The following is a 20159-nucleotide window of genomic DNA, read 5'->3' on the forward strand; positions in this document are numbered from 1 at the left end:
AAATACCCCGGGGAGAACCTATGGGAGTGATTGAGGTTGTTGCCGCCATCATAGTGAACAATGGCAAGCTGTTGCTCGCTCAACGCCCTCCCCAGGGTGACCAGGCGGGGCTGTGGGAATTTCCTGGTGGGAAAATTGAGCCGGGGGAAACCCAACAACAGGCGCTACGCCGGGAACTGCATGAAGAACTGGGTATAGACGCACAACCAGAAAGCTATATAGCCAGCCACAGCCGCCCTGTAAATGGGCGCCTGATTAACCTGCATGGCTGGTTTGTGCCCATCATATCCGGTACCCCCAATAACCACCACCATAGCGAGCTGGTTTGGGTTACACCTCAGGAAGCTCGCCAGTATTCACTGGCACCGGCAGATATCCCTTTGCTTGAAGCGTTCATGGTTTCACCCGCCGCCATATCAGCGGGTTTGTTCCCATAACCTGGTCATCACGCTGGCACTGCAGCAAAACGCCTTCCATTTTAATGACGGCACCTTCCGAATAGTTCTGGTTCTGGTAGATACAGCACTGGTTACAAGGCGGAATCTGCTGCTGTCCTTGCGTAGTGAAGACTTCAGAAGGGACATTTACTTGCACGTCAGGCTGCCGGTTCTGGGCGGCCGCTCCCAGACTTACGCCCAACACGAGGCTTACGGCGAACAGATGCTTTACCATGGTTTCCCTCTTTTTTCGTACTTGTGGCGCCCTGCGTAGCCCGAATACCGCGAAACTGTGCTGGCTGTGCAGATCGCGCCTGTTCAATAAGTTGATGTAAGGTTGCAACCAGCGGTTGCATAAAATCCTGATACCGGCACTGTTTTTCACTGATTTGCGTAAGCACAGATTCCCAGTGTGCTGTCATATCTGGCCGCCCGGCGCTTTCAGGAAGCGAATGAATCAAGGCACACCCGGCAGGTGTGGCGTGTATATAGCGCCCTTTTTTCTCCAGAAAATTACGCCGAAACAGCAATTCAATGATACCAGCGCGGGTGGCTTCAGTACCCAGGCCATCGGTCGCACGCAGGATTTTTTTCAGGTCCTTGTCCTGAACAAAGCGTGCAATACCGGTCATGGCTGAAAGTAATGTGGCATCGGTGAAATGGCGTGGAGGCTGGGTTTGACGCTCCACCACTTCGCCAGACTCACATAACAAGGTGTCGCCTTCGCTGACCACCGGTAATGGCATACCATCGTTTTCTTCATCACGTTCTTTGCCACCGAGTAGCACACGCCAACCAGCATCAGCCAGAAAACGGGCTTTGGCGATAAACTTGCCTCCAGCAATATCCAGTTCAATAACACATTTGCGGTACCAGGCATCAGCACAGAACTGCATAAGGTATTGTCGGGCTATCAGTGTATAAACATTAGCTTCATTTTCAGAAAGTTTCACTGAAGCAGTACGGGCAGTGGGGATAATGGCATGGTGCGCATCCACTTTTTTATCATCCCAGCAACGGTTATGCCGCTCGGGATCCACTGCGGGTTGCGGGAGTAGTGATGGGGCATGCACACCGATGGCATTCATCACAGCATGGCGGCCCGCAAAATGTTCCTCCGGCAAGTAACGGCAATCAGAACGCGGGTAGGTAATCAGTTTGTGGCTTTCATAGAGCTTCTGGCAAATATCCAGCACATTCTGGGCACTTAGCCCAAAACGTTTTGCCGCTTCTATCTGCAAAGCGGAAAGCGAAAATGGAAGCGGTGCGGTTTCAGATTCTCGTTTATCGCTGTAGCTGGTTACCTGCGCTGGTTTCCCGGTTATGCGGGCGACCACATGCTCAGCCAGCGGGCGGTGTAACAACCGCCCTTCTTCGTCCTGCCAGGGCTCACATGAATCGCTGGGCTGCCAGATAGCGACAAAACGCTCATCCTGTGGGGTAACAATGTGCGCCCGGACTTCAAAGAAATCCCGTGGCACAAAATTCGCTATCTCTTCATCGCGCCGCACCACCAGCCCCAAAACCGGGGTTTGTACCCGGCCAACAGACAGGACACCTTTAAACCCGGCGCGTTGCCCTACAAGAGTCCAGGCTCGCGTCATGTTAATACCGTAGAGCCAGTCTGCACGAGACCGTGCCAGTGCGGACACACATAGCGGTACAAACTCACTGTTATCACGCAAACGCTCTATGGCCCGCTCAACCGCCTGAGGATTCAGATCATTGATCAGACAACGCTTAACCTCTCGACGCTTTTGCGGCGCGAGCTGCAGGTAATCCAGAACTTCATCAACCAGTAATTGCCCTTCGCGATCCGGGTCACCCGCATGAACCACTTCACTTGCTTCCCCCAGCAGGCGTTCCACAACCTTGAGTTGCCGGGCGGAAGCGGCCCGTGGGCGCAATTGCCACTTTTGCGGAACAATAGGCAAATCGCTCAGATTCCAGCGGGAAAACCGTGCATCATAGCCATCAGGTTCAGCCTGTTCCAACAGATGGCCAATACACCAGGTCACCGTCTGGTTATCACCACAAGCAATAAAGCCATCGCCTTTGCGGTGCGGCTTTGGCAAAACATCCGCAATAGCACGCCCAAGACTGGGTTTTTCTGCAATAAACAACCGCATAGATTAACGGATCTCTATCATTGGGCGCCCGGCTCGTGCGGTTTTCAGTTCACCAATCACCTGCAATGTAATGCCATACTGTTCAGCAACAGCATTTACCTCAGATTCTGCTTGTGGGCTGACAGCAAGCAACAAACCACCAGAAGTTTGTGGATCACAGAGCAAATTACGCCATGCGGCTGGCATTTCCCCCATTAAATGCCCATAGCTGGCGAAGTTACGTTCAGTACCACCCGGCACACATCCCTGAGCAATATAGTCTTCAACGCCAGGTAAGGTTGGCACTTTACTGTATACAACTTCAGCCTGAACGCCTGCTCCCTGGCACATTTCACTTAAATGCCCCAGCAGGCCAAAACCTGTTACGTCAGTCATGGCTTTTACTCCATCCAACGCGGCAAAATCTGCACCAGCTTTGTTCATCCGGCACATGACTTCAGTCGCAAGGCCAACATGCTCAGGTTGTAATAATCCTTTTTTCTCCGCCGTTGTCAGCACACCAATCCCCAGTGGCTTGGTCAGATATAACTGGCAACCAGCGCTGGCCGTTGAGTTTTGTTTCACTCGTTCCGTAGGCACCACGCCAGTAACAGCCAGCCCAAAGATAGGTTCAGGCGCATCAATTGAATGCCCACCCGCCAACGCAATGCCAGCCTCCCGGCAGGCAAACCGACCACCATCAACCACCTGTGCAGCAATCTCCGGAGCCAGTTTGTTTATGGGCCAGCCCAGAATAGCAATCGCCATAACGGGCTTGCCCCCCATAGCATAGATGTCACTGATAGCGTTGGTTGCCGCGATGCGGCCAAAATCAAAAGGGCTATCAACAATAGGCATGAAAAAGTCGGTAGTACTGATAATGCAGGTTCCATTACCAAGGTCATAAACTGCGGCATCATCGCGGGTTTCATTACCTACCAGCAAATGTGGGTCACAAAATTTTTCCTGCTCCGAATGAAGGATTGTTTCCAAAACTTTTGGCGAGATTTTACACCCACAGCCTGCTCCATGGCTGTATTGTGTTAAACGAATCGGCTCTTCACTCATGGACAATCTCCTGTCAGTCTTTTTGCCCACTATGGTAACGATTCTCTGACAGCGAGGTAAGTATGACTGTCTGAATAATTACAGTTTTGCTTATCTGTCAGGCAGTCATATCAATAACTCAGAAATGTCGGACGAAATTTGTCATATCAGGAGTAGCAACTGTCGGCGCTGCTTTTAACTGTGGTGTTCCTAAATACAAAAAGCCGACAATTTTATCCTGCTCGCGGCAGGCCATTGCTTCACGAACTTGTGGGTGCCCGGTCCATGCTCCTGTTCGCCAGATACCGTTATACCCTTGTGCCACTGCAGCCATCTGCATTGCCATAACAGCACAACCAGCGGACATTTCCTGTTCCCAGACAGGTACTTTGGGGTGTGCTTCGCAATGTGCGATAACAGTGATAATCAGCGGAGCCCGGAACGGCGCATTCTTTGCTTTGTCTACTGCTTTTTCATCCATTTTGTCTGCCAGAGCCGCCTGTTCCAGCAGAGAACTGAAACGGTCTCGCCCTTCACCTTCAATCAGCACAAAACGCCACGGTTGAAGTGCGCCATGATCCGGAGCACGCATCCCGGCTCGTAAAATTTGTGTCAGCGCATCACCTTGTGGTGCGGGTTCAGCCAGCCGTGAAGCGCTACGGCGGTTAACCAGTAATTCCAGTGCGTCCATCTGTTAGCTCCTGTGTTAATTTTTACTCACAAAATTAACACAGCAACAGGTTTTGTTACAGCGTCCACCGCGATTCATGCTGACAACTGCGCGCGAGCTATTTAGGATAATGACACTGTACGGTGCAGCACTGAATCAGAACCAGGCGAGCCCACCGAAATTGATATGGAGAATACATGCGCACTCTTTGGCGAATTATTAGTGGTTTTTTTACATGGACATGGCGTTTGCTAAGCTTTTTTCGCAATCTGGTACTCAACCTGATCTTTATTCTGGTGGTACTGGTTGGTGTTGGAGTGTGGTACCAGTTACGCACGCCTCCGGAGGTGCCGCAGCGTGGTGCCCTGCTTCTGGATATAACAGGAGTGATTGTCGATAAACCTTCTGTCACCAATAAACTGGGTATCATCAGCCGGCAATTGTTGGGCGCCAACTCCGACCGCCTGCAAGAAAACTCACTGTTTGATATTGTGGATGCAATCCGGCAGGCAAAAGATGACCACAACATCACCGGTATCGTACTGGACTTAAAAGATTTCGCCGGCGCCGACCAACCGTCCATGCAGTATATTGGCAAAGCGCTGCGTGAATTCCGCGACAGTGGCAAACCGATTATTGCTTATGGCAGTAATTACAGTCAGGGCCAGTATTACCTGGCAAGCTTCGCAAATAAAATTTATCTTGCACCACAAGGTGCAGTTGACCTGCACGGTTTTGCTACCAGCGGGCTTTACTATAAATCACTGCTTGATAAGCTAAAAATCACCACTCATGTGTTCCGGGTCGGCACCTATAAATCAGCAGTAGAGCCATTTATCCGTGACGATATGTCACCGGCGGCTCGCGATGCAGACAGCCGCTGGATTGGTGAGCTATGGCAAAATTACCTGAATACGCTTGCAGCTAACCGAAATATCACGCCGCAACAGGTCTTCCCTGGCGCACAGGCTTTACTGGCCGGGTTACAGCAAACGGGTGGCGACACCGCTAAATATGCGCTCGATAACAAACTGGTCGACGAACTGGCTACTCATGCTCAAGTGGAAAAAGCACTCACTAAGCAGTTTGGATGGAACAAGAAAAACCACCAGATCCGGGCAGTCAGCATCTACAACTATCCTTTAAGAACACCGTCTGATGCTGGTGGAGCTATTGCGGTCATTTTCGCGAATGGCGCCATTATGGATGGCCCGGAAACCCAGGGCAATGTGGGGGGGGATACCACCGCAGAACAGATTCGTGAAGCCCGTCTCGACCCGAGTGTCAAAGCGATTGTGCTGCGAGTGAACAGTCCTGGTGGTAGTGTCAACGCATCTGAATTGATCCGTGAAGAGCTGGCTGCAGCACGCCAGGCTGGAAAACCGGTGGTCGTGTCCATGGGCGGCATGGCAGCTTCTGGAGGCTACTGGATCTCCACTCCCGCCAACTACATTATTGCCAACCCCAATACCCTTACTGGCTCAATCGGCATCTTTGGTGTTATCAACACTGTCGAGAACAGTCTGAGCGCGATTGGTGTTCACTCAGATGGGGTATCAACTTCCCCGCTGGCGCAGGTCTCCATGACACAGGCCTTACCGCCAGAAGTACAGCAGATGATGCAACTGAGTATTGAAAATGGCTATAAGCGCTTTATTACACTGGTTGCACAGTCACGCCATAAAACGCCGGACGAGATAGATCAAATTGCCCAGGGGCATGTCTGGACCGGGCAGGATGCCAAAAATAACGGTCTGGTGGACAGTCTGGGGGATTTTGACGATGCACTGAAAAAAGCGGCTGAGCTGGCAAAACTCAAGCAGTGGCACCAGGTTTATTACCAGTCTGAGCCCAGTATGCTGGATAAAGTGATTGGCATGTTTGACGGTTCGGTTAAAGCTATGCTACCCGATGCATTGCAGGCCATGCTACCTGCCCCACTGGCAAGTGCCAGTAAGGAAATTATGGCGCAGAGTAACAGCCTGGCGCTGTTTAATGACCCGCGCCATCGTTATGCCTGGTGCCTGAACTGTTCAGACATTCGTTAACCAGATATCAGCCCGGTATATCCGGGCTGATTTTTTAGTAATTCCTCACTATACTGCGCCTGTTTACGTACCCCAGGGCCCTGATATGCAAAAAAAATCTATTTATGTCGCTTACACTGGCGGCACCATCGGTATGCAACGTTCTGAGAATGGTTATATACCTGTTTCTGGTCATTTACAGCGCCAGCTCGCGCAGATGCCTGAGTTCCACCGGCCTGAGATGCCTGCGTTTACCATTCATGAATACCAGCCGCTGATGGATTCATCCGATATGACGCCTGAGGACTGGCAGCATATTGCCGATGATATCGCCGCACACTATGACCAATATGACGGTTTCGTTATCCTGCACGGAACGGACACCATGGCATTCACGTCTTCCGCGTTGTCGTTTATGCTGGAAAACCTTGGCAAACCCGTGATTGTCACCGGCTCGCAGATCCCCCTTGCTGAACTGCGTTCCGATGGGCAGATAAACTTGCTAAATGCGTTATACATTGCGGCAAATTATCCTATCAACGAAGTGACATTGTTCTTCAATAACCGTCTGTATCGTGGTAACCGGACAACTAAAGCCCATGCTGATGGTTTTGATGCTTTTGCCTCACCTAACCTGCCGCCATTACTGGAAGCAGGCATTCATATTCGCCGCCTTAATACCACTCCCGCGCCTTCTGGACTGGGAGAATTACAGGTGCACCCCATTACTCCGCAACCAATTGGGGTGGTAACAATTTACCCAGGTATTGCGGCCGACGTGGTGCGTAACTTTGTACGCCAGCCCGTAAAAGCCCTCATTCTGCGTTCCTACGGAGTAGGCAATGCCCCACAAAATCGCTCATTTACTGAAACATTACAGGAAGCCTGCGACCGGGGTATTGTTGTCGTAAACCTGACGCAGTGTATGTCTGGTAAAGTCAATATGGGAGGCTATGCTACTGGAAATGCGCTGGCCCAGGCGGGCGTGATTAGTGGCTACGATATGACCGTGGAAGCGACACTGACTAAGTTACATTATCTGCTCAGCCAGAACCTGGACAGTGAAACAGTACGCCAGCAGATGATGAGCAATTTACGCGGTGAACTGACTCCTGACTGATGGAGGTTTGCATGGCACGCAGAGCCTTATTGCTGGTTGATATCCAGAATGATTTTTGTGCCGGGGGCGCACTGGCTGTCGCCGAAGGTGACGCTACTGTTGAGGTTGCCAATCAGTTGATAGAATGGTGCGAGGCTCGCGGAGAAATTGTTATCGCGTCTCAGGACTGGCACCCGCAACATCACGGTAGTTTTGCACGGGTGCAGGGTGCAGAGCCCTTCACAACAGGGATGCTGGATGGGCTTGAGCAGACCTGGTGGCCGGATCATTGTGTTCAGAACACGACGGGTGCCGAGTTACATCCGTTACTGAAACAAGGGTCCATCTCCGCCTGTTTTCACAAAGGTGAAAATGCGCTGATTGACAGTTACAGCGCATTTTTTGACAACGGGCACCGGCAAGAAACGCAGCTCCACGCCTGGCTCCAGCATGTTCAGGCAGACCAATTGATTATTATGGGCCTGGCTACGGATTACTGCGTCAAGTATACAGTGCTGGACGCACTCAAACTGGGCTATCAGGTTGCAGTCATTGTCGATGGGTGTCGGGGTGTTGAAATGCAGGCAGGCGACAGTACCCGCGCGTTTCAGGATATGTCCTGTGCCGGCGCAACTCTATACACACTGGAAGACTGGTTAGAATCAGAAAGTTGAGGCCACTGACACGCCATGTTCGGCAGGCAATGTTTGTACCTTGATACTCGCGCGAGCCTGCACACGGGCTCGCGTTTTTAATTGCAGCACAAACGTTGTGTTAGTGGTCAAACTATCCCCAGAGTACCCAGGGTGTTGATTACCAGGCACCTGGCGCCGACAAACGTGACAACGTCACAAAATCCCGCATCAGCAAAAGCCAAATAAGTACATTCCTGCTGCCAGAGTCACAACGTTGTTAGTCTTGTGGTTTCAGGGTCACAATCGGTGACGTTTCAATGCCGAACTCCGCTTTTAGTTGCTGTTTGCTTTTCATCATAATCTGCCCATTGGTACCAATTGTCATATGTTCCGGGTCAGCATTGGTTCGCTGTTGCCAGAGCATGACCAGTTGCAGGCAGTTTTCTTTTTGTTCCGGAGTCAGAGGAACACCATCAGGCCACTTTCCCAGTTCCACCGCCGTTGCAAGACGCTGATAAATTTCCGGTGTCATTGTGGATAATACAGCCTCAAAATCCATCATCATTTCTCTCCTTGCTGGAATAATTTGCTGAAACGTTTCAATTAGCCTTTAATCTCTTCACCAGACTGCCCGTCAGTAAAGCTTAGCGAAGCGGAATTCACACAATAGCGTTCGCCAGTAGGTCGCGGACCATCAGGGAATACGTGCCCTAAATGTGCGTCACAATGTGCGCATCGAATTTCAGTGCGCTGCATTCCATGTGAATAGTCATTCAGATAACGAACAGCCCTACTGTCGACTGGCTCAAAAAAGCTGGGCCAACCACAACCAGAATCGTATTTTGTTTCAGACCTGAAGAGTGGCGCATTACACACCAGGCAGTGATACAGGCCATCACGCTTGTTGTGCAATAATTGCCCGGTAAAAGGGGGTTCCGTGCCACGTTCCTGAGTGACAAAAAATTGCATTTCAGTCAGCGTCTTTTTTATATCGTCATTTTGGGATGAATTGCTCATGGGTGTACTTCCGGCATTAATGGGTTTATCAAATTCTCTCAAGGATTCTAACAAAACATTAACACTCAAGGCGCGACTTTTGTTCTAAACTGTAGCCTGTAAAAGCGACGCAATTTCATTTGTGATCTAAGTCACATTATTCTATAGAGCTGACTTTAAAATTCTGGGCGCAGTCCCCATAGAGACTTGTAGCCCAAATGGATGAAGAGGCAGTCAGTCGCACAAAGCTTACGCAGAGGATTGATTTGTCGCAATGATTGACACGATTCCGCTTGACGCTGCGTAAGGTTTTTGTAATTTTACAGCCAACCTTTTATTCACTAACAAATAGCTGGTGGAATATATGACTATCAAAGTAGGTATCAACGGTTTTGGCCGTATCGGTCGCATTGTTTTCCGTGCTGCTCAGAAACGTTCTGACATTGAGATTGTTGCAATCAACGATCTGTTAGACGCTGAGTACATGGCTTACATGCTGAAATATGACTCCACTCACGGCCGTTTCGACGGTACCGTTGAAGTGAAAGACGGCCACCTGGTTGTTGACGGTAAAAAAATCCGCGTTACCGCTGAAAGAGACCCGGCTAATCTGAAATGGGACGAAGTTGGTGTTGATGTCGTTGCAGAAGCGACTGGTATCTTCCTGACTGACGAAACCGCTCGTAAACACATCACGGCTGGCGCCAAAAAAGTCGTTATGACTGGCCCGTCCAAAGACAGCACTCCGATGTTCGTTCGCGGCGCTAACTTCGAAAAATATGCTGGCCAGGATATCGTTTCCAACGCATCCTGCACCACCAACTGCCTGGCACCGCTGGCTAAAGTTATCAACGACAACTTCGGCATCATCGAAGGTCTGATGACTACTGTTCACGCAACTACCGCTACTCAGAAAACTGTTGATGGCCCGTCTCACAAAGACTGGCGCGGTGGTCGTGGCGCTGCTCAGAACATCATCCCGTCTTCTACCGGTGCAGCTAAAGCAGTAGGTAAAGTACTGCCAGAACTGAACGGCAAACTGACTGGTATGGCGTTCCGCGTTCCTACCCCGAACGTATCTGTTGTTGACCTGACTGTACGTCTGGAAAAAGCTGCAACCTACGAACAAATCAAAGCCGCTATCAAAGCAGCGAGCGAAGGCCCGATGAAAGGCGTTCTGGGTTACACTGAAGACGACGTGGTATCTACCGATTTCAACGGCGAAGTGTGCACTTCTGTGTTTGATGCCAAAGCTGGTATCGCACTGAACGACAACTTTGTGAAACTGGTATCCTGGTACGACAACGAAACTGGTTACTCTAACAAAGTACTGGATCTGATCGCTCACATCTCTAAATAAGAGATGAGCATCTGATCCTAAGGGCGACTTCGGTCGCCCTTTTTTATTTCATCACAGAGGAAGGCATTAATGATTGAAAAAATCTTTGCACTACCGGTACTGGAACAGGTTACAGCTACAATATCTCGCCGGCAGCTGGGTGAACTGGATATTTTGGTTGTCAATCACCCAGCCGTGAAAGCTTCCGTAGCGCTTCAGGGCGCACATCTTCTGTCATGGCAACCCGCAGGTGAAAAAGAAGTGCTGTGGCTGAGTGAAGCATCTCTGTTTGAACATGGTCAGGCTATCCGCGGTGGCGTTCCCATTTGTTGGCCCTGGTTTGGTCCGGCAAAAGATTCATCATTGCCGTCCCATGGTTTCGCCCGTAACCTGGACTGGCAACTCAGCGCTCATAACGAAGACAATAACGGTGTTGTATTAACATTCGAACTAAAAAGTAGCGATGCATCCCGTAAGTACTGGCCTCATGATTTCACGCTTTATGCCCGTTTTAAACTTGGGGCAACTTGTGAAATGGAACTGGAATCTCACGGCGAATTTGAAACGCAATCTGCACTGCATACCTACTTCACCGTTGGTGATATTAGCGCGGTGAGCGTGAGTGGCCTGGGCCACCGGTTCATTGATAAAGTTAAAGGCGGTGTTGAAGACCAGCTTAGCGATGGCATCCAGACCTTCCCGGACCGGGTTGACCGTGTTTATCTTGAGGCTGAAGCCTGTAGCGTCATCCACGATAAGAGCCTGCCGCGCCGTATTGATGTGGTTCATCACCATAACTGCAACGTTGTTGCGTGGAATCCGGGCCCGGCATTATCTGTCAGTATGAGTGATGTTCCGGATGATGGTTATAAAACCTTCGTTTGTGTTGAAGCCGTTAATGCGACCATCCCGCAAAAAGTCACTGCCAGCCAGCCGGGCCGCCTGGCTTGCGTGCTCTCTGTCAGCAAATAACGCCTGAAAAACTGTAAAACGAGGCGCAACTGGCAAGTTTGCGCCTCGTTCACTCACACCATATCAAGTGGCATCTTGTGTACCGGTGGCACAAAAAAAGAATCAAGTAACTCACAATGCGCCTGGGTCAGCACAATATTTGCTGCCTGTGCATTCTGTTGAACATGTTCAACAGAAGACGCCTTGGGAATAGCCATCACACCGGGGTGGCGAATCACCCAGGCTAGCAGCAACTGCGCAACAGTAACGCCCAACTCAGCGGCCATGGACAGTATTCCACTATGCTGCATCAACCCCCTGCGCAAGCGCCCGGCCTGAGCGAGCGGGGAATACGCCATTACAGGTATATGGTGGGTGCTACACCAGGGTAATAAATCATATTCAATACCGCGTGAAGCTAAGTGATAGAGTACCTGATTGACCATACAGGCCTGACCACCCTGAATATCCCACAGCTCCTGCATATCGCTGGCATCAAGGTTAGACACACCCCACCGCCTGATTTTCCCCTGCTTAACCAGGCTCTCCATCACGCGTACTGTTTCTTCCAGTGGGATATTCCCCCGCCAGTGCAGCAACCATAAATCCAGATAGTCAGTCCCCAGCCGCTTCAGGCTACCCTCACAGGCTTCAATCGCCTTTTGGCCACCCGCGTTCCAGGGATACACCTTGGATACCAAAAACACCTGATCACGACACCCGGAAATCGCTTTGCCAACTACGCGTTCAGCACCACCGTCAGCATACATTTCAGCAGTATCAATCAACGTCAATCCGGCATCAATTCCCGCCTGAAGCGCGCGCACTTCCTGGGTAATATCACTGGAGCGCTCCCCCATATACCAGGTTCCCTGGCCAATTGCGGGCAATGCGGTGTTGTCAGGAAGCACAACCTTGCGTTTATCCATCGTCTGATACCTCTGGTTTTAAAACCCATACCGGTGGAACGTCTGCTCCCCCGGTTATCAGTCATCTGCTTATGGTTACACTGACTGTAAAACAAACGGGGCGCAAGCGCCCCGTAAAACTGCCTGAAATTTCAGTTTAAAATCTGTAATTAACACCTGTCAGTAATACACCCGTCCATGAGCTGTTTACCATAGGACTGTCTTTAATCGCCTTGCCAAGGCGAACATAACGACCCATGCCAAAAATACTCCAGGAAGGTGTTACAGCGTAATTCACAGAAAGCTCAACATACGGGTTCCACGAACTTCCGGCATCCCATGAATGGATACCGCTACGGCTGGATTCAGACCGGCTCACCCCATAGTAATAATCATTATGGTTGGCGCTGTTCCATTGTATCCCTACGCCCGGGCTCAGGTTCCAGCGGCCATACTGATAATGGTAAAGCCATGTGTTATCCCAGGTGATACCATTGCTGTTGTCCAGCATATCACCGGCCAGTACTGTACGCAGAGAGCCGAATTGCGCAGTATTATGGGTCCAGGTAATTCCCCCCATAACCGTGGCATAACGGTTGTCCAGCCGTTTCATTTGATGGTTCGAACTGTCTTTTGCGCGGAAGTGAATGGGGGAATAAAACGCCGTTAACGCAACTTTGTCGCTCTCGTCATTCCACAAATAATAGCCGCCATTAAACCCACGAAAATAAAAGCTCTCCCCTTCATAGCCAATCACAGGAACGGGATAAACTTTATTTTTATAGCCTACGTAAGGGTCTGGAGAAACCAGTGCGCCAGCGCCCAAAGACCAGCTTGCTGCGCCTGCACTCTGGCAAACCCCAAACGCCAGTGTGCTCATCAATATTACAGAACGCATATTCACTTTTAGCTCATTCCTTAGCGATAAAAACGCACAAAGTGTAGCAGATGCTTTGTTTACCCTTAATCAGATAATCCCATTTTTACTGGTTGTCATTTTTTATTCATTATTATCTGCTAATTATAATCACCTGAGTTATTTCTTTATTAACAACCAATTGAGAGTTAACCACTCTCTACAGCACAGAAAACAGAATACTTTTCTCAGGCGATAACACACCAATTGTGCTGCAATCTTGCTTTTCTGCACATCATTTAAAAATTTACCAACATTTGGCCACCCTTCAATGTTGGTTGATTATATCGACAAAAAACAAAACAATAGAAATTTACACTTAATTTAAAATAAAAACAGACCAATAAACCAATTTCAGCTCAATTTTTAACCAATCACGGCAATATCCCGCCACGCTAACAACTTGATCAATCGACAATAGACGCTCATAACAAATAGGACGGTGTTGTGTTTTTGAATGCCGTTGCATACCACCGCTAAAAGTAGGAAAAACTGATAGCTGTAACATGTTCCCAGAATTTATAACAGGACGGTACGCCATGAATATATTCGATCACTATCGTCAGCGTTACGAAGCTGCCAAGGACGAAGAATTCACACTGCAGGAGTTTCTCGCCACTTGCCGGCAAGATCGCAGTGCCTATGCTAACGCGGCAGAACGGCTGTTGATGGCCATAGGCGAGCCGGTGATGGTGGACACAGCACAAGAACCACGGCTATCCCGTCTCTTTTCGAATCGCGTCATCGCGCGCTATCCTGCCTTTGAAGAATTTTATGGCATGGAAGAAGCTATTGAACAGATTGTTTCTTATTTGAAACACGCGGCTCAGGGGCTCGAAGAGAAGAAACAGATTCTTTATCTGTTGGGGCCAGTAGGTGGCGGCAAATCTTCACTGGCTGAACGCCTGAAGTCATTGATGCAGCGTGTTCCCATCTATGTCCTGAGTGCCAATGGTGAGCGCAGTCCGGTCAATGACCATCCTTTCTGCTTATTCAACCCGCAGGAAGATGGTGAAATACTCGAGAAAGAATACGGTATTCCTAAACGCTACCTGGGCACAATTATGTCACCCTGGGCTGCTAAACGCCTGCATGAATTTGGTGGTGATATCACCAAATTTAAGGTGGTCAAAGTCTGGCCATCCATCCTCGAACAGTTGGCGATTGCCAAGACTGAGCCAGGTGATGAAAACAACCAGGATATTTCCGCCCTGGTCGGTAAAGTGGATATCCGTAAACTTGAACATTATGCTCAAAATGATCCTGACGCCTATGGTTATTCTGGTGCACTGTGCCGTGCGAACCAGGGAATCATGGAGTTTGTAGAAATGTTCAAAGCACCCATAAAGGTGCTGCATCCATTGTTGACAGCAACTCAGGAAGGCAACTACAACGGTACTGAAGGGATTTCTGCTCTGCCCTTTAATGGCATTATCCTTGCCCACTCGAACGAATCTGAATGGGTGCAGTTCCGTAATAACAAAAACAATGAAGCATTCCTTGACCGTGTTTATATCGTCAAAGTGCCTTATTGCCTGCGGATTTCTGAAGAAATTAAGATCTATGAGAAACTGCTCAACCACAGTGAACTGACCCACGCACCTTGCGCTCCTGGTACCCTGGAAACACTGGCGCGTTTCTCTATCCTTTCGCGCCTGAAAGAGCCGGAAAATTCCAGTATGTATTCGAAAATGCGGGTTTATGATGGTGAAAGCCTCAAAGATACTGACCCGAAAGCGAAGTCCTATCAGGAATACCGGGACTACGCGGGTGTGGATGAAGGGATGAACGGGCTTTCGACACGTTTCGCCTTCAAGATCTTATCCCGCGTATTTAACTTTGACCACGCAGAAGTTGCCGCAAACCCGGTACATTTGTTCTATGTACTGGAACAGCAAATTGAGCGTGAGCAATTTCCACAGGAGCAGGCTGAACGGTATCTTGAATTCCTGAAAGGCTACCTGATCCCCAAATATGCAGAGTTTATTGGCAAAGAGATTCAGACAGCCTACCTCGAATCCTATTCTGAATATGGGCAGAATATCTTTGACCGTTATGTTACATACGCAGATTTTTGGATTCAGGACCAGGAGTACCGTGATCCGGATACTGGCCAGTTGTTTGACCGTGAAGCACTCAATGCTGAACTGGAAAAAATTGAAAAACCAGCTGGTATCAGCAACCCGAAAGATTTTCGTAACGAGATAGTCAATTTCGTCTTACGTGCCAGAGCGAATAACAGTGGACGTAACCCGAACTGGACCAGTTACGAGAAACTGCGCACAGTGATTGAGAAAAAAATGTTCTCGAACACTGAGGAGTTGTTACCTGTTATTTCGTTCAATGCCAAAACCTCAACCGACGAGCAGAAAAAACACGATGACTTTGTCGATCGAATGATGGAAAAAGGTTACACACGTAAACAGGTTCGTTTGTTATGTGAATGGTATCTGCGTGTACGGAAGTCCTCATAACCATAACAGGCGCTGGCAAGGCACAGCGCCTGTACACTGCACAATATGCAGTGGTGAATCTGCGCTTTGGCATGAAGTTTGGGGGAAATATGGCCTATTTTATTGACCGGCGTCTTAACGGTAAAAATAAAAGCACGGTTAACCGCCAGCGCTTTTTGCGCCGTTATAAAGCGCAAATCAAACAGTCGATTTCCGAGGCCATTAATAAGCGTTCGGTAACCGACGTGGAGAGCGGCGAATCGGTTTCCATACCTGTCGATGACATTAATGAGCCAATGTTCCATCAGGGGCGTGGCGGGATGCGCCAGCGTGTCCATCCCGGTAATGACCATTTTGTTGAGAAAGACCGTATAGAACGCCCTCAGGGCGGTGGCGGTTCAGGGAGTGGGGAAGGCCAGGCCAGCAATGATGGCGAAGGCCAGGACGAGTTTGTGTTTCAGATATCCAAAGATGAATATCTGGATCTGCTCTTTGAAGATTTGGCGCTGCCAAACCTGAAGAAAAATCAGCAACGGCAGTTAAATGAGTTCAAAACACACCGCTCCGGGTATACGGCCAATGGTGTGCCAGCCAACATTAGTGTGGTTCGTTCACTACAAAATTCACTCGCCCGCCGCACAGCAATGAGTGCCGGTAAACGCAGGCAATTGCGGGAGCTGGAGGCCGCACTGGATACAGTAGAGCACACCGAACCGGTACAACTGCTGGAAGAGGAACGGCTGCGCAAAGAAATTGCAGAATTGCGTGAAAAAATTGCCCGGGTGCCTTTTATTGACACATTCGATTTACGCTACAAAAACTTTGAGAAACGCCCGGAACCGTCCAGCCAGGCGGTCATGTTTTGCTTAATGGATGTGTCTGGCTCAATGGATCAGGCAACCAAGGATATGGCTAAGCGCTTCTACATTCTGCTTTATCTGTTCCTGAGCAGAACATACAAGAATGTGGAGGTGGTGTATATTCGCCACCATACCCAGGCCAAAGAAGTGGATGAACATGAGTTTTTCTACTCACAGGAAACCGGAGGAACCATCGTTTCCAGTGCGTTAAAGCTGATGGATGAAGTGGTCAAAGAACGTTATGACCCGGCCCAATGGAACATCTATGCCGCACAGGCATCCGATGGCGATAACTGGGCTGATGATTCGCCTCTTTGCCACGAAATTCTGGCTAAACGCTTACTGCCTGTGGTGCGTTACTATTGTTATATCGAAATAACACGGCGAGCGCACCAAACGTTATGGCGGGAATATGAACATTTGCAGTCAATGTTCGAAAATTTCTCCATGCAGCATATTCGTGACCAGGATGATATTTACCCGGTATTCAGAGAGCTGTTCCATAAGCAAGCAGCTGAAATGAGCAGCTAGTCTTTTACAATCAGCCAGTTAAGAACTCTTTTCTGGCTGATTTTCTGCTATTGGTGTCACCGTTCCTTGCTGGGGTCATGATCTGCTTAATCTGGCAAATATTTAATATTCGGACCACAGTTCAGAATTATCTCCTGATGATTTCTGTCCACTATTAACTCTGACCAGCTCCCCAGGCCATTTAATATCAAGTGAATTTTTAAATTCCTGTATATCAACATAACCCATCACCTCACCCTCTGTCTGTAATTCCCATTCAGTGCCATTCCATTGTGCAAAATCATAAACACCAGCAACTGGCCCCAACTTTATTGCCACAAAGTATAATCCAACAAGCGATGGCAATTTTTTTGCCAATTTAATTCAATACTCATACTGACTCCTGAAACTGTTCGCAACACACTGACAATGACGTATGTTGCCTCAACAAGCGCACATGCCGCGAAAAGCGAGATCTGGTTATATTCCCATTCCTTAACAAAACAACAGCAAAACAGTGGCAAAGAACAGTGTGCGGTATACACTGGATAATCCAGCAGCTTGTGAGATAGCGGTATGACCGAGCACGAAATTAATCAGGATATCTACCACCAGCTTGTATCTTTACTGACTCATGAAGAGGCACGTTTTCGCATTATGGAGCATGAACCCGTTGGCAAGTGTGAAGCCGTTTCTGTGGTTCGGGGAACCCGGCTGGAACAAGGTGCCAAGGCGCTGGTGTGTAAAGTGAAGGGAAACAGTGTTAAACACCATGTGCTGGCTATCCTGAGTGCAGCACAACAGGCCGACCTGAGTAAAATCGCGCACCATTTTGGCGGGCTAAAAGCATCACTGGCAAGCCCGTTGGAAGTAGCAACACTTACTCAGTGCGTTTTTGGCGCCATTCCACCTTTCAGTTTTCACCCGGAGCTTACCCTGATTGCAGACCCGGGGTTATTTCTCCAGCAGCAAGAAATTGCCTTCAATGCGGGTCGCCTGGAAAAATCTATTATTCTCAATACCGAAGATTACTTGCGCATTGCCCGCCCGCAACTGGTGAACTTTACCCGTTGAACTCTTTTGTCGCCGCAAGGTTCAGGCAGATTTATCTGTGTCACCCATTTGTTGATCAAGATAGCGTCCTGGCGTAGTGCCCAACACCTGGCGAAATATATTAATAAAAGCCGTGGTTGATTCATAACCAAGAGTGCGTGACACCACCTGAACACTCTGCCCTGCAATTAAATAACGTACTGCCATAATCACTATCAACTGCTGTCGCCAGTGGCGCCACGTCATTCCTGTCTCGCGCAAAATGAACCGTGATAAGTTTCGCTCACTCATTGCCAGGTGTTTTGCCCATTCAGACAAAGTTCGGCGGCTTCCCGGGTTATCGGCCATGAATCTTGCCATCTGACAAATTTTAGGATGCCCGGAGGAAGGGAGCCGCAGAGGAGCAACCGGCAATTCAGGTAGTTCATCACGCAAAACCGCCACCAGGCGGGCCGTGCGTTCCCGCGCATATCTTGACAGCCCTTTTTCAGCCAGTGACAAAACTAATGCTCTTACAAGAGGAGAAACCTGAAGAGTGCAACATTGCTCTGGCATCGGAATTTCTCCCATTTCAAGAAACAAAAAACACAGCCTTGCGCGCGCCATAGCCCGGTTACTGTGCATCGTATTACCCGGTATCCATACCGCATAACCTGGCGGAACAATCCACATCCCCTGTTCAACTTCGCATGAAACGCCGCCATGCAGGACCAGAATTAGTTGCCCTTTACGGTGTTTATGTAACGGAAAAAACTGGTCTTTGTCATCTTCCGTTTCAATAAAAAATGCGACAGCCGGGTCATGATTCTCATCCGGAATGAAGCCACTGAGTGCAAGGTCTCGCGCCATTATTTTGTCCGATTACAGCGATAAAATGTCATTTTAACTTAATTCATCATACCGCTTTACGGCGTATCATGTCGGTAAATGAGGAGAAACAATGACTACCGCACTTCGCTTAATCGCGCCCTGGCGTATGATTGCCGGCATATTGCTGATTGCAGCCACACTTCGTGCTTCTTTTACCGGCCTTGCTCCACTGCTGGATCAAGTCAGCAACCAGTTTGCATTATCTGCCACTCAAACCGGGATACTGACCACCTTGCCTCTGTTCGCATTTGCCATCATCTCACCACTGGTGGCCCGCTTTTCTCGCTACTTTGGCCCGGAACGAAGTCTGGTTACCGCATTGTTGATTATCTGCGCCGGCATTTTGCTGCGCTCCAGTGGCAACCTTTGGGGGCTCTACGTGGGAACGGTATTGATTGGTGCCGGTATTGCTGTGGGAAATGTACTGCTACCCGGGCTGATAAAACGAGATTTTCCCGGGAGTATTCCCCGCCTTACCGGCGCTTATTCTCTGACGATGGGCGTTGCTGCCGGTTTGGGCTCGGCAGCAATGGTGCCACTGGCTATCCGTTTTGGCTGGCAGGGCGCATTAGTCTGCCTGATGATTTTTCCGATACTGGCACTTGCGATGTGGTGGGATCAGGTTGGTAAAGGTACCCAGACCACCCACGTACGGCAAACCACAAATTCTGCTCCACGAATCTGGTCCAGTTCACTCGCCTGGTTCATTACCCTCTTTTTAGGTATCAACTCGCTTATTTACTATGTGGTGATTGGCTGGTTGCCCATCATACTGACAGATGCCGGATACAGCGAAATCCAGGCAGGCTCATTGCATGGGTTAATGCAACTCGCCTGCGCTGTACCTGGATTATTGATTGGCGTGGTGATAAGCCGGATGCGCGACCAACGCGCTATCGCTGCCGGAGTTTCTTTACTTTGCACATTTAGCCTTGCAGGGTTGTGGTTTTTCCCATCCGCCGCTTCCATTTGGGTATGCCTGTTTGGCTTTGGGTCTGGCGCGACAATGATCCTCGGGCTGTCATTTATTGGCCTGAAAACCTCAACGGCTCATGAAGCAGCCTCGTTGTCTGGCATGGCCCAGTCAGTTGGTTATTTACTGGCTGCATTTGGTCCCCCCTTAGCGGGTAATGCCCATACATTCACACACTCATGGGCATGGCCTGTTCTTGGTTGCGCTATGTTGGGTGTTGTTATGGCCATTCTGGGAACAGTTGCAGGGAAAGCACACCAGTAAGCATTATGCCCCGAAACGGATTCACTCGTCTCGGGGCATGACG

The 20159-nt window shown here is 49.4% G+C and carries 20 protein-coding genes; 10 read left to right on the plus strand and 10 right to left on the minus strand.

The annotated features are described in order from the left end of the window. Positions 1-20 precede the first annotated feature (20 nt). Complete coding sequence (locus A9B99_RS06280) at positions 21-437, plus strand: pyrimidine (deoxy)nucleoside triphosphate diphosphatase (RefSeq protein ID WP_064595745.1); 417 nt, start codon at positions 21-23, stop codon at positions 435-437. Here the strand turns inward: A9B99_RS06280 and A9B99_RS23085 are convergent. From A9B99_RS23085 to A9B99_RS06295, 4 genes are all read right to left on the minus strand, one after another. Beyond that, positions 394-672 (minus strand): YnjH family protein, encoded by a 279-nt coding sequence (locus A9B99_RS23085; RefSeq protein ID WP_074388773.1) that lies wholly within the window; start codon positions 670-672, stop codon positions 394-396. The two genes, A9B99_RS06280 and A9B99_RS23085, sit on opposite strands and share 44 nt — an antisense overlap. After that, entirely contained in the window at positions 596-2566 is a 1971-nt protein-coding gene (locus A9B99_RS06285; RefSeq protein ID WP_064595746.1) for a DNA topoisomerase III, read from the minus strand. The genes A9B99_RS23085 and A9B99_RS06285 overlap by 77 nt, the downstream gene beginning before the upstream one ends. A gap of 3 nt (positions 2567-2569) precedes the next feature. Beyond that, positions 2570-3613 carry a selenide, water dikinase SelD gene (gene selD / locus A9B99_RS06290; RefSeq protein ID WP_064595749.1) on the minus strand — a complete coding sequence of 348 codons (1044 nt, stop codon included), beginning with the start codon at positions 3611-3613 and terminating at the stop codon, positions 2570-2572. Between the two features lie 118 nt (positions 3614-3731). Further along, positions 3732-4283: an NAD(P)H nitroreductase gene (locus tag A9B99_RS06295; protein WP_064595751.1), complete on the minus strand. Its 552-nt coding sequence runs from the start codon at positions 4281-4283 to the stop codon at positions 3732-3734. A gap of 176 nt (positions 4284-4459) precedes the next feature. On the opposite strand from A9B99_RS06295, the gene sppA reads away from it, so the two are divergent. The 3 genes from sppA to pncA all read left to right on the plus strand — a co-directional run bounded on the left by sppA (position 4460) and on the right by pncA (position 8062). Beyond that, positions 4460-6310, plus strand: a complete 1851-nt coding sequence (gene sppA, locus A9B99_RS06300) for a signal peptide peptidase SppA (RefSeq protein ID WP_064595753.1) — start codon at positions 4460-4462, stop codon at positions 6308-6310. An 85-nt stretch (positions 6311-6395) separates the two neighbouring features. Beyond that, the gene (gene ansA, locus A9B99_RS06305) at positions 6396-7409 is read left to right on the plus strand and encodes an asparaginase (RefSeq protein WP_064595756.1); all 1014 of its coding nucleotides are present in this window, start codon (positions 6396-6398) and stop codon (positions 7407-7409) included. An 11-nt stretch (positions 7410-7420) separates the two neighbouring features. Continuing rightward, positions 7421-8062: a bifunctional nicotinamidase/pyrazinamidase gene (gene pncA, locus A9B99_RS06310; protein ID WP_064595758.1), complete on the plus strand. Its 642-nt coding sequence runs from the start codon at positions 7421-7423 to the stop codon at positions 8060-8062. A 238-nt stretch (positions 8063-8300) separates the two neighbouring features. Here pncA and A9B99_RS06315 read toward each other — a convergent pair whose 3' ends face one another. Together A9B99_RS06315 and msrB are read right to left on the minus strand one after the other, a co-directional pair. Next, complete coding sequence (locus A9B99_RS06315; RefSeq protein WP_064595823.1) at positions 8301-8582, minus strand: YeaC family protein; 282 nt, start codon at positions 8580-8582, stop codon at positions 8301-8303. Positions 8583-8626: 44 nt separating this feature from the next. Further along, positions 8627-9040, minus strand: coding sequence for a peptide-methionine (R)-S-oxide reductase MsrB (msrB, locus tag A9B99_RS06320; RefSeq protein WP_064595760.1), 414 nt, complete (start codon positions 9038-9040; stop codon positions 8627-8629). A 343-nt stretch (positions 9041-9383) separates the two neighbouring features. Between msrB and gapA the strand changes: the two genes are divergently transcribed. Together gapA and A9B99_RS06330 are read left to right on the plus strand one after the other, a co-directional pair. Beyond that, entirely contained in the window at positions 9384-10379 is a 996-nt protein-coding gene (gene gapA / locus A9B99_RS06325; RefSeq protein ID WP_036108473.1) for a glyceraldehyde-3-phosphate dehydrogenase, read from the plus strand. 69 nt (positions 10380-10448) lie between these two features. Then, positions 10449-11330 (plus strand): D-hexose-6-phosphate mutarotase, encoded by an 882-nt coding sequence (locus A9B99_RS06330; protein ID WP_064595762.1) that lies wholly within the window; start codon positions 10449-10451, stop codon positions 11328-11330. Positions 11331-11383: 53 nt separating this feature from the next. On the opposite strand, the gene A9B99_RS06335 is transcribed toward A9B99_RS06330, so the two are convergent. Beyond that, a complete protein-coding gene (locus A9B99_RS06335; protein ID WP_064595764.1) occupies positions 11384-12238 on the minus strand; it encodes an aldo/keto reductase in 855 nt (284 codons plus the stop codon). 136 nt (positions 12239-12374) lie between these two features. Then, the gene (locus A9B99_RS06340) at positions 12375-13115 is read right to left on the minus strand and encodes a MipA/OmpV family protein (protein ID WP_156519010.1); all 741 of its coding nucleotides are present in this window, start codon (positions 13113-13115) and stop codon (positions 12375-12377) included. A gap of 557 nt (positions 13116-13672) precedes the next feature. Between A9B99_RS06340 and yeaG the strand changes: the two genes are divergently transcribed. After that, positions 13673-15607, plus strand: coding sequence for a protein kinase YeaG (gene yeaG, locus A9B99_RS06345; RefSeq protein WP_064595768.1), 1935 nt, complete (start codon positions 13673-13675; stop codon positions 15605-15607). Between the two features lie 71 nt (positions 15608-15678). Continuing rightward, a complete protein-coding gene (locus A9B99_RS06350; RefSeq protein WP_064595825.1) occupies positions 15679-16977 on the plus strand; it encodes a YeaH/YhbH family protein in 1299 nt (432 codons plus the stop codon). 102 nt (positions 16978-17079) lie between these two features. Here A9B99_RS06350 and A9B99_RS24020 read toward each other — a convergent pair whose 3' ends face one another. Continuing rightward, entirely contained in the window at positions 17080-17334 is a 255-nt protein-coding gene (locus A9B99_RS24020) for a hypothetical protein (protein ID WP_197499256.1), read from the minus strand. Positions 17335-17532: 198 nt separating this feature from the next. On the opposite strand from A9B99_RS24020, the gene A9B99_RS06360 reads away from it, so the two are divergent. Beyond that, positions 17533-18030, plus strand: a complete 498-nt coding sequence (locus A9B99_RS06360) for a YbaK/prolyl-tRNA synthetase associated domain-containing protein (RefSeq protein ID WP_064595770.1) — start codon at positions 17533-17535, stop codon at positions 18028-18030. A 21-nt stretch (positions 18031-18051) separates the two neighbouring features. On the opposite strand, the gene A9B99_RS06365 is transcribed toward A9B99_RS06360, so the two are convergent. Further along, entirely contained in the window at positions 18052-18858 is an 807-nt protein-coding gene (locus tag A9B99_RS06365; protein ID WP_064595771.1) for an AraC family transcriptional regulator, read from the minus strand. 91 nt (positions 18859-18949) lie between these two features. Here A9B99_RS06365 and A9B99_RS06370 point away from each other — a divergent pair, with 91 nt between their 5' ends. Further along, complete coding sequence (locus tag A9B99_RS06370; RefSeq protein WP_064595773.1) at positions 18950-20116, plus strand: MFS transporter; 1167 nt, start codon at positions 18950-18952, stop codon at positions 20114-20116. Positions 20117-20159: the final 43 nt, after the last annotated feature.

The sequence above is a fragment of the Mangrovibacter phragmitis genome (assembly GCF_001655675.1).
GTDB lineage: Bacteria > Pseudomonadota > Gammaproteobacteria > Enterobacterales > Enterobacteriaceae > Mangrovibacter > Mangrovibacter phragmitis.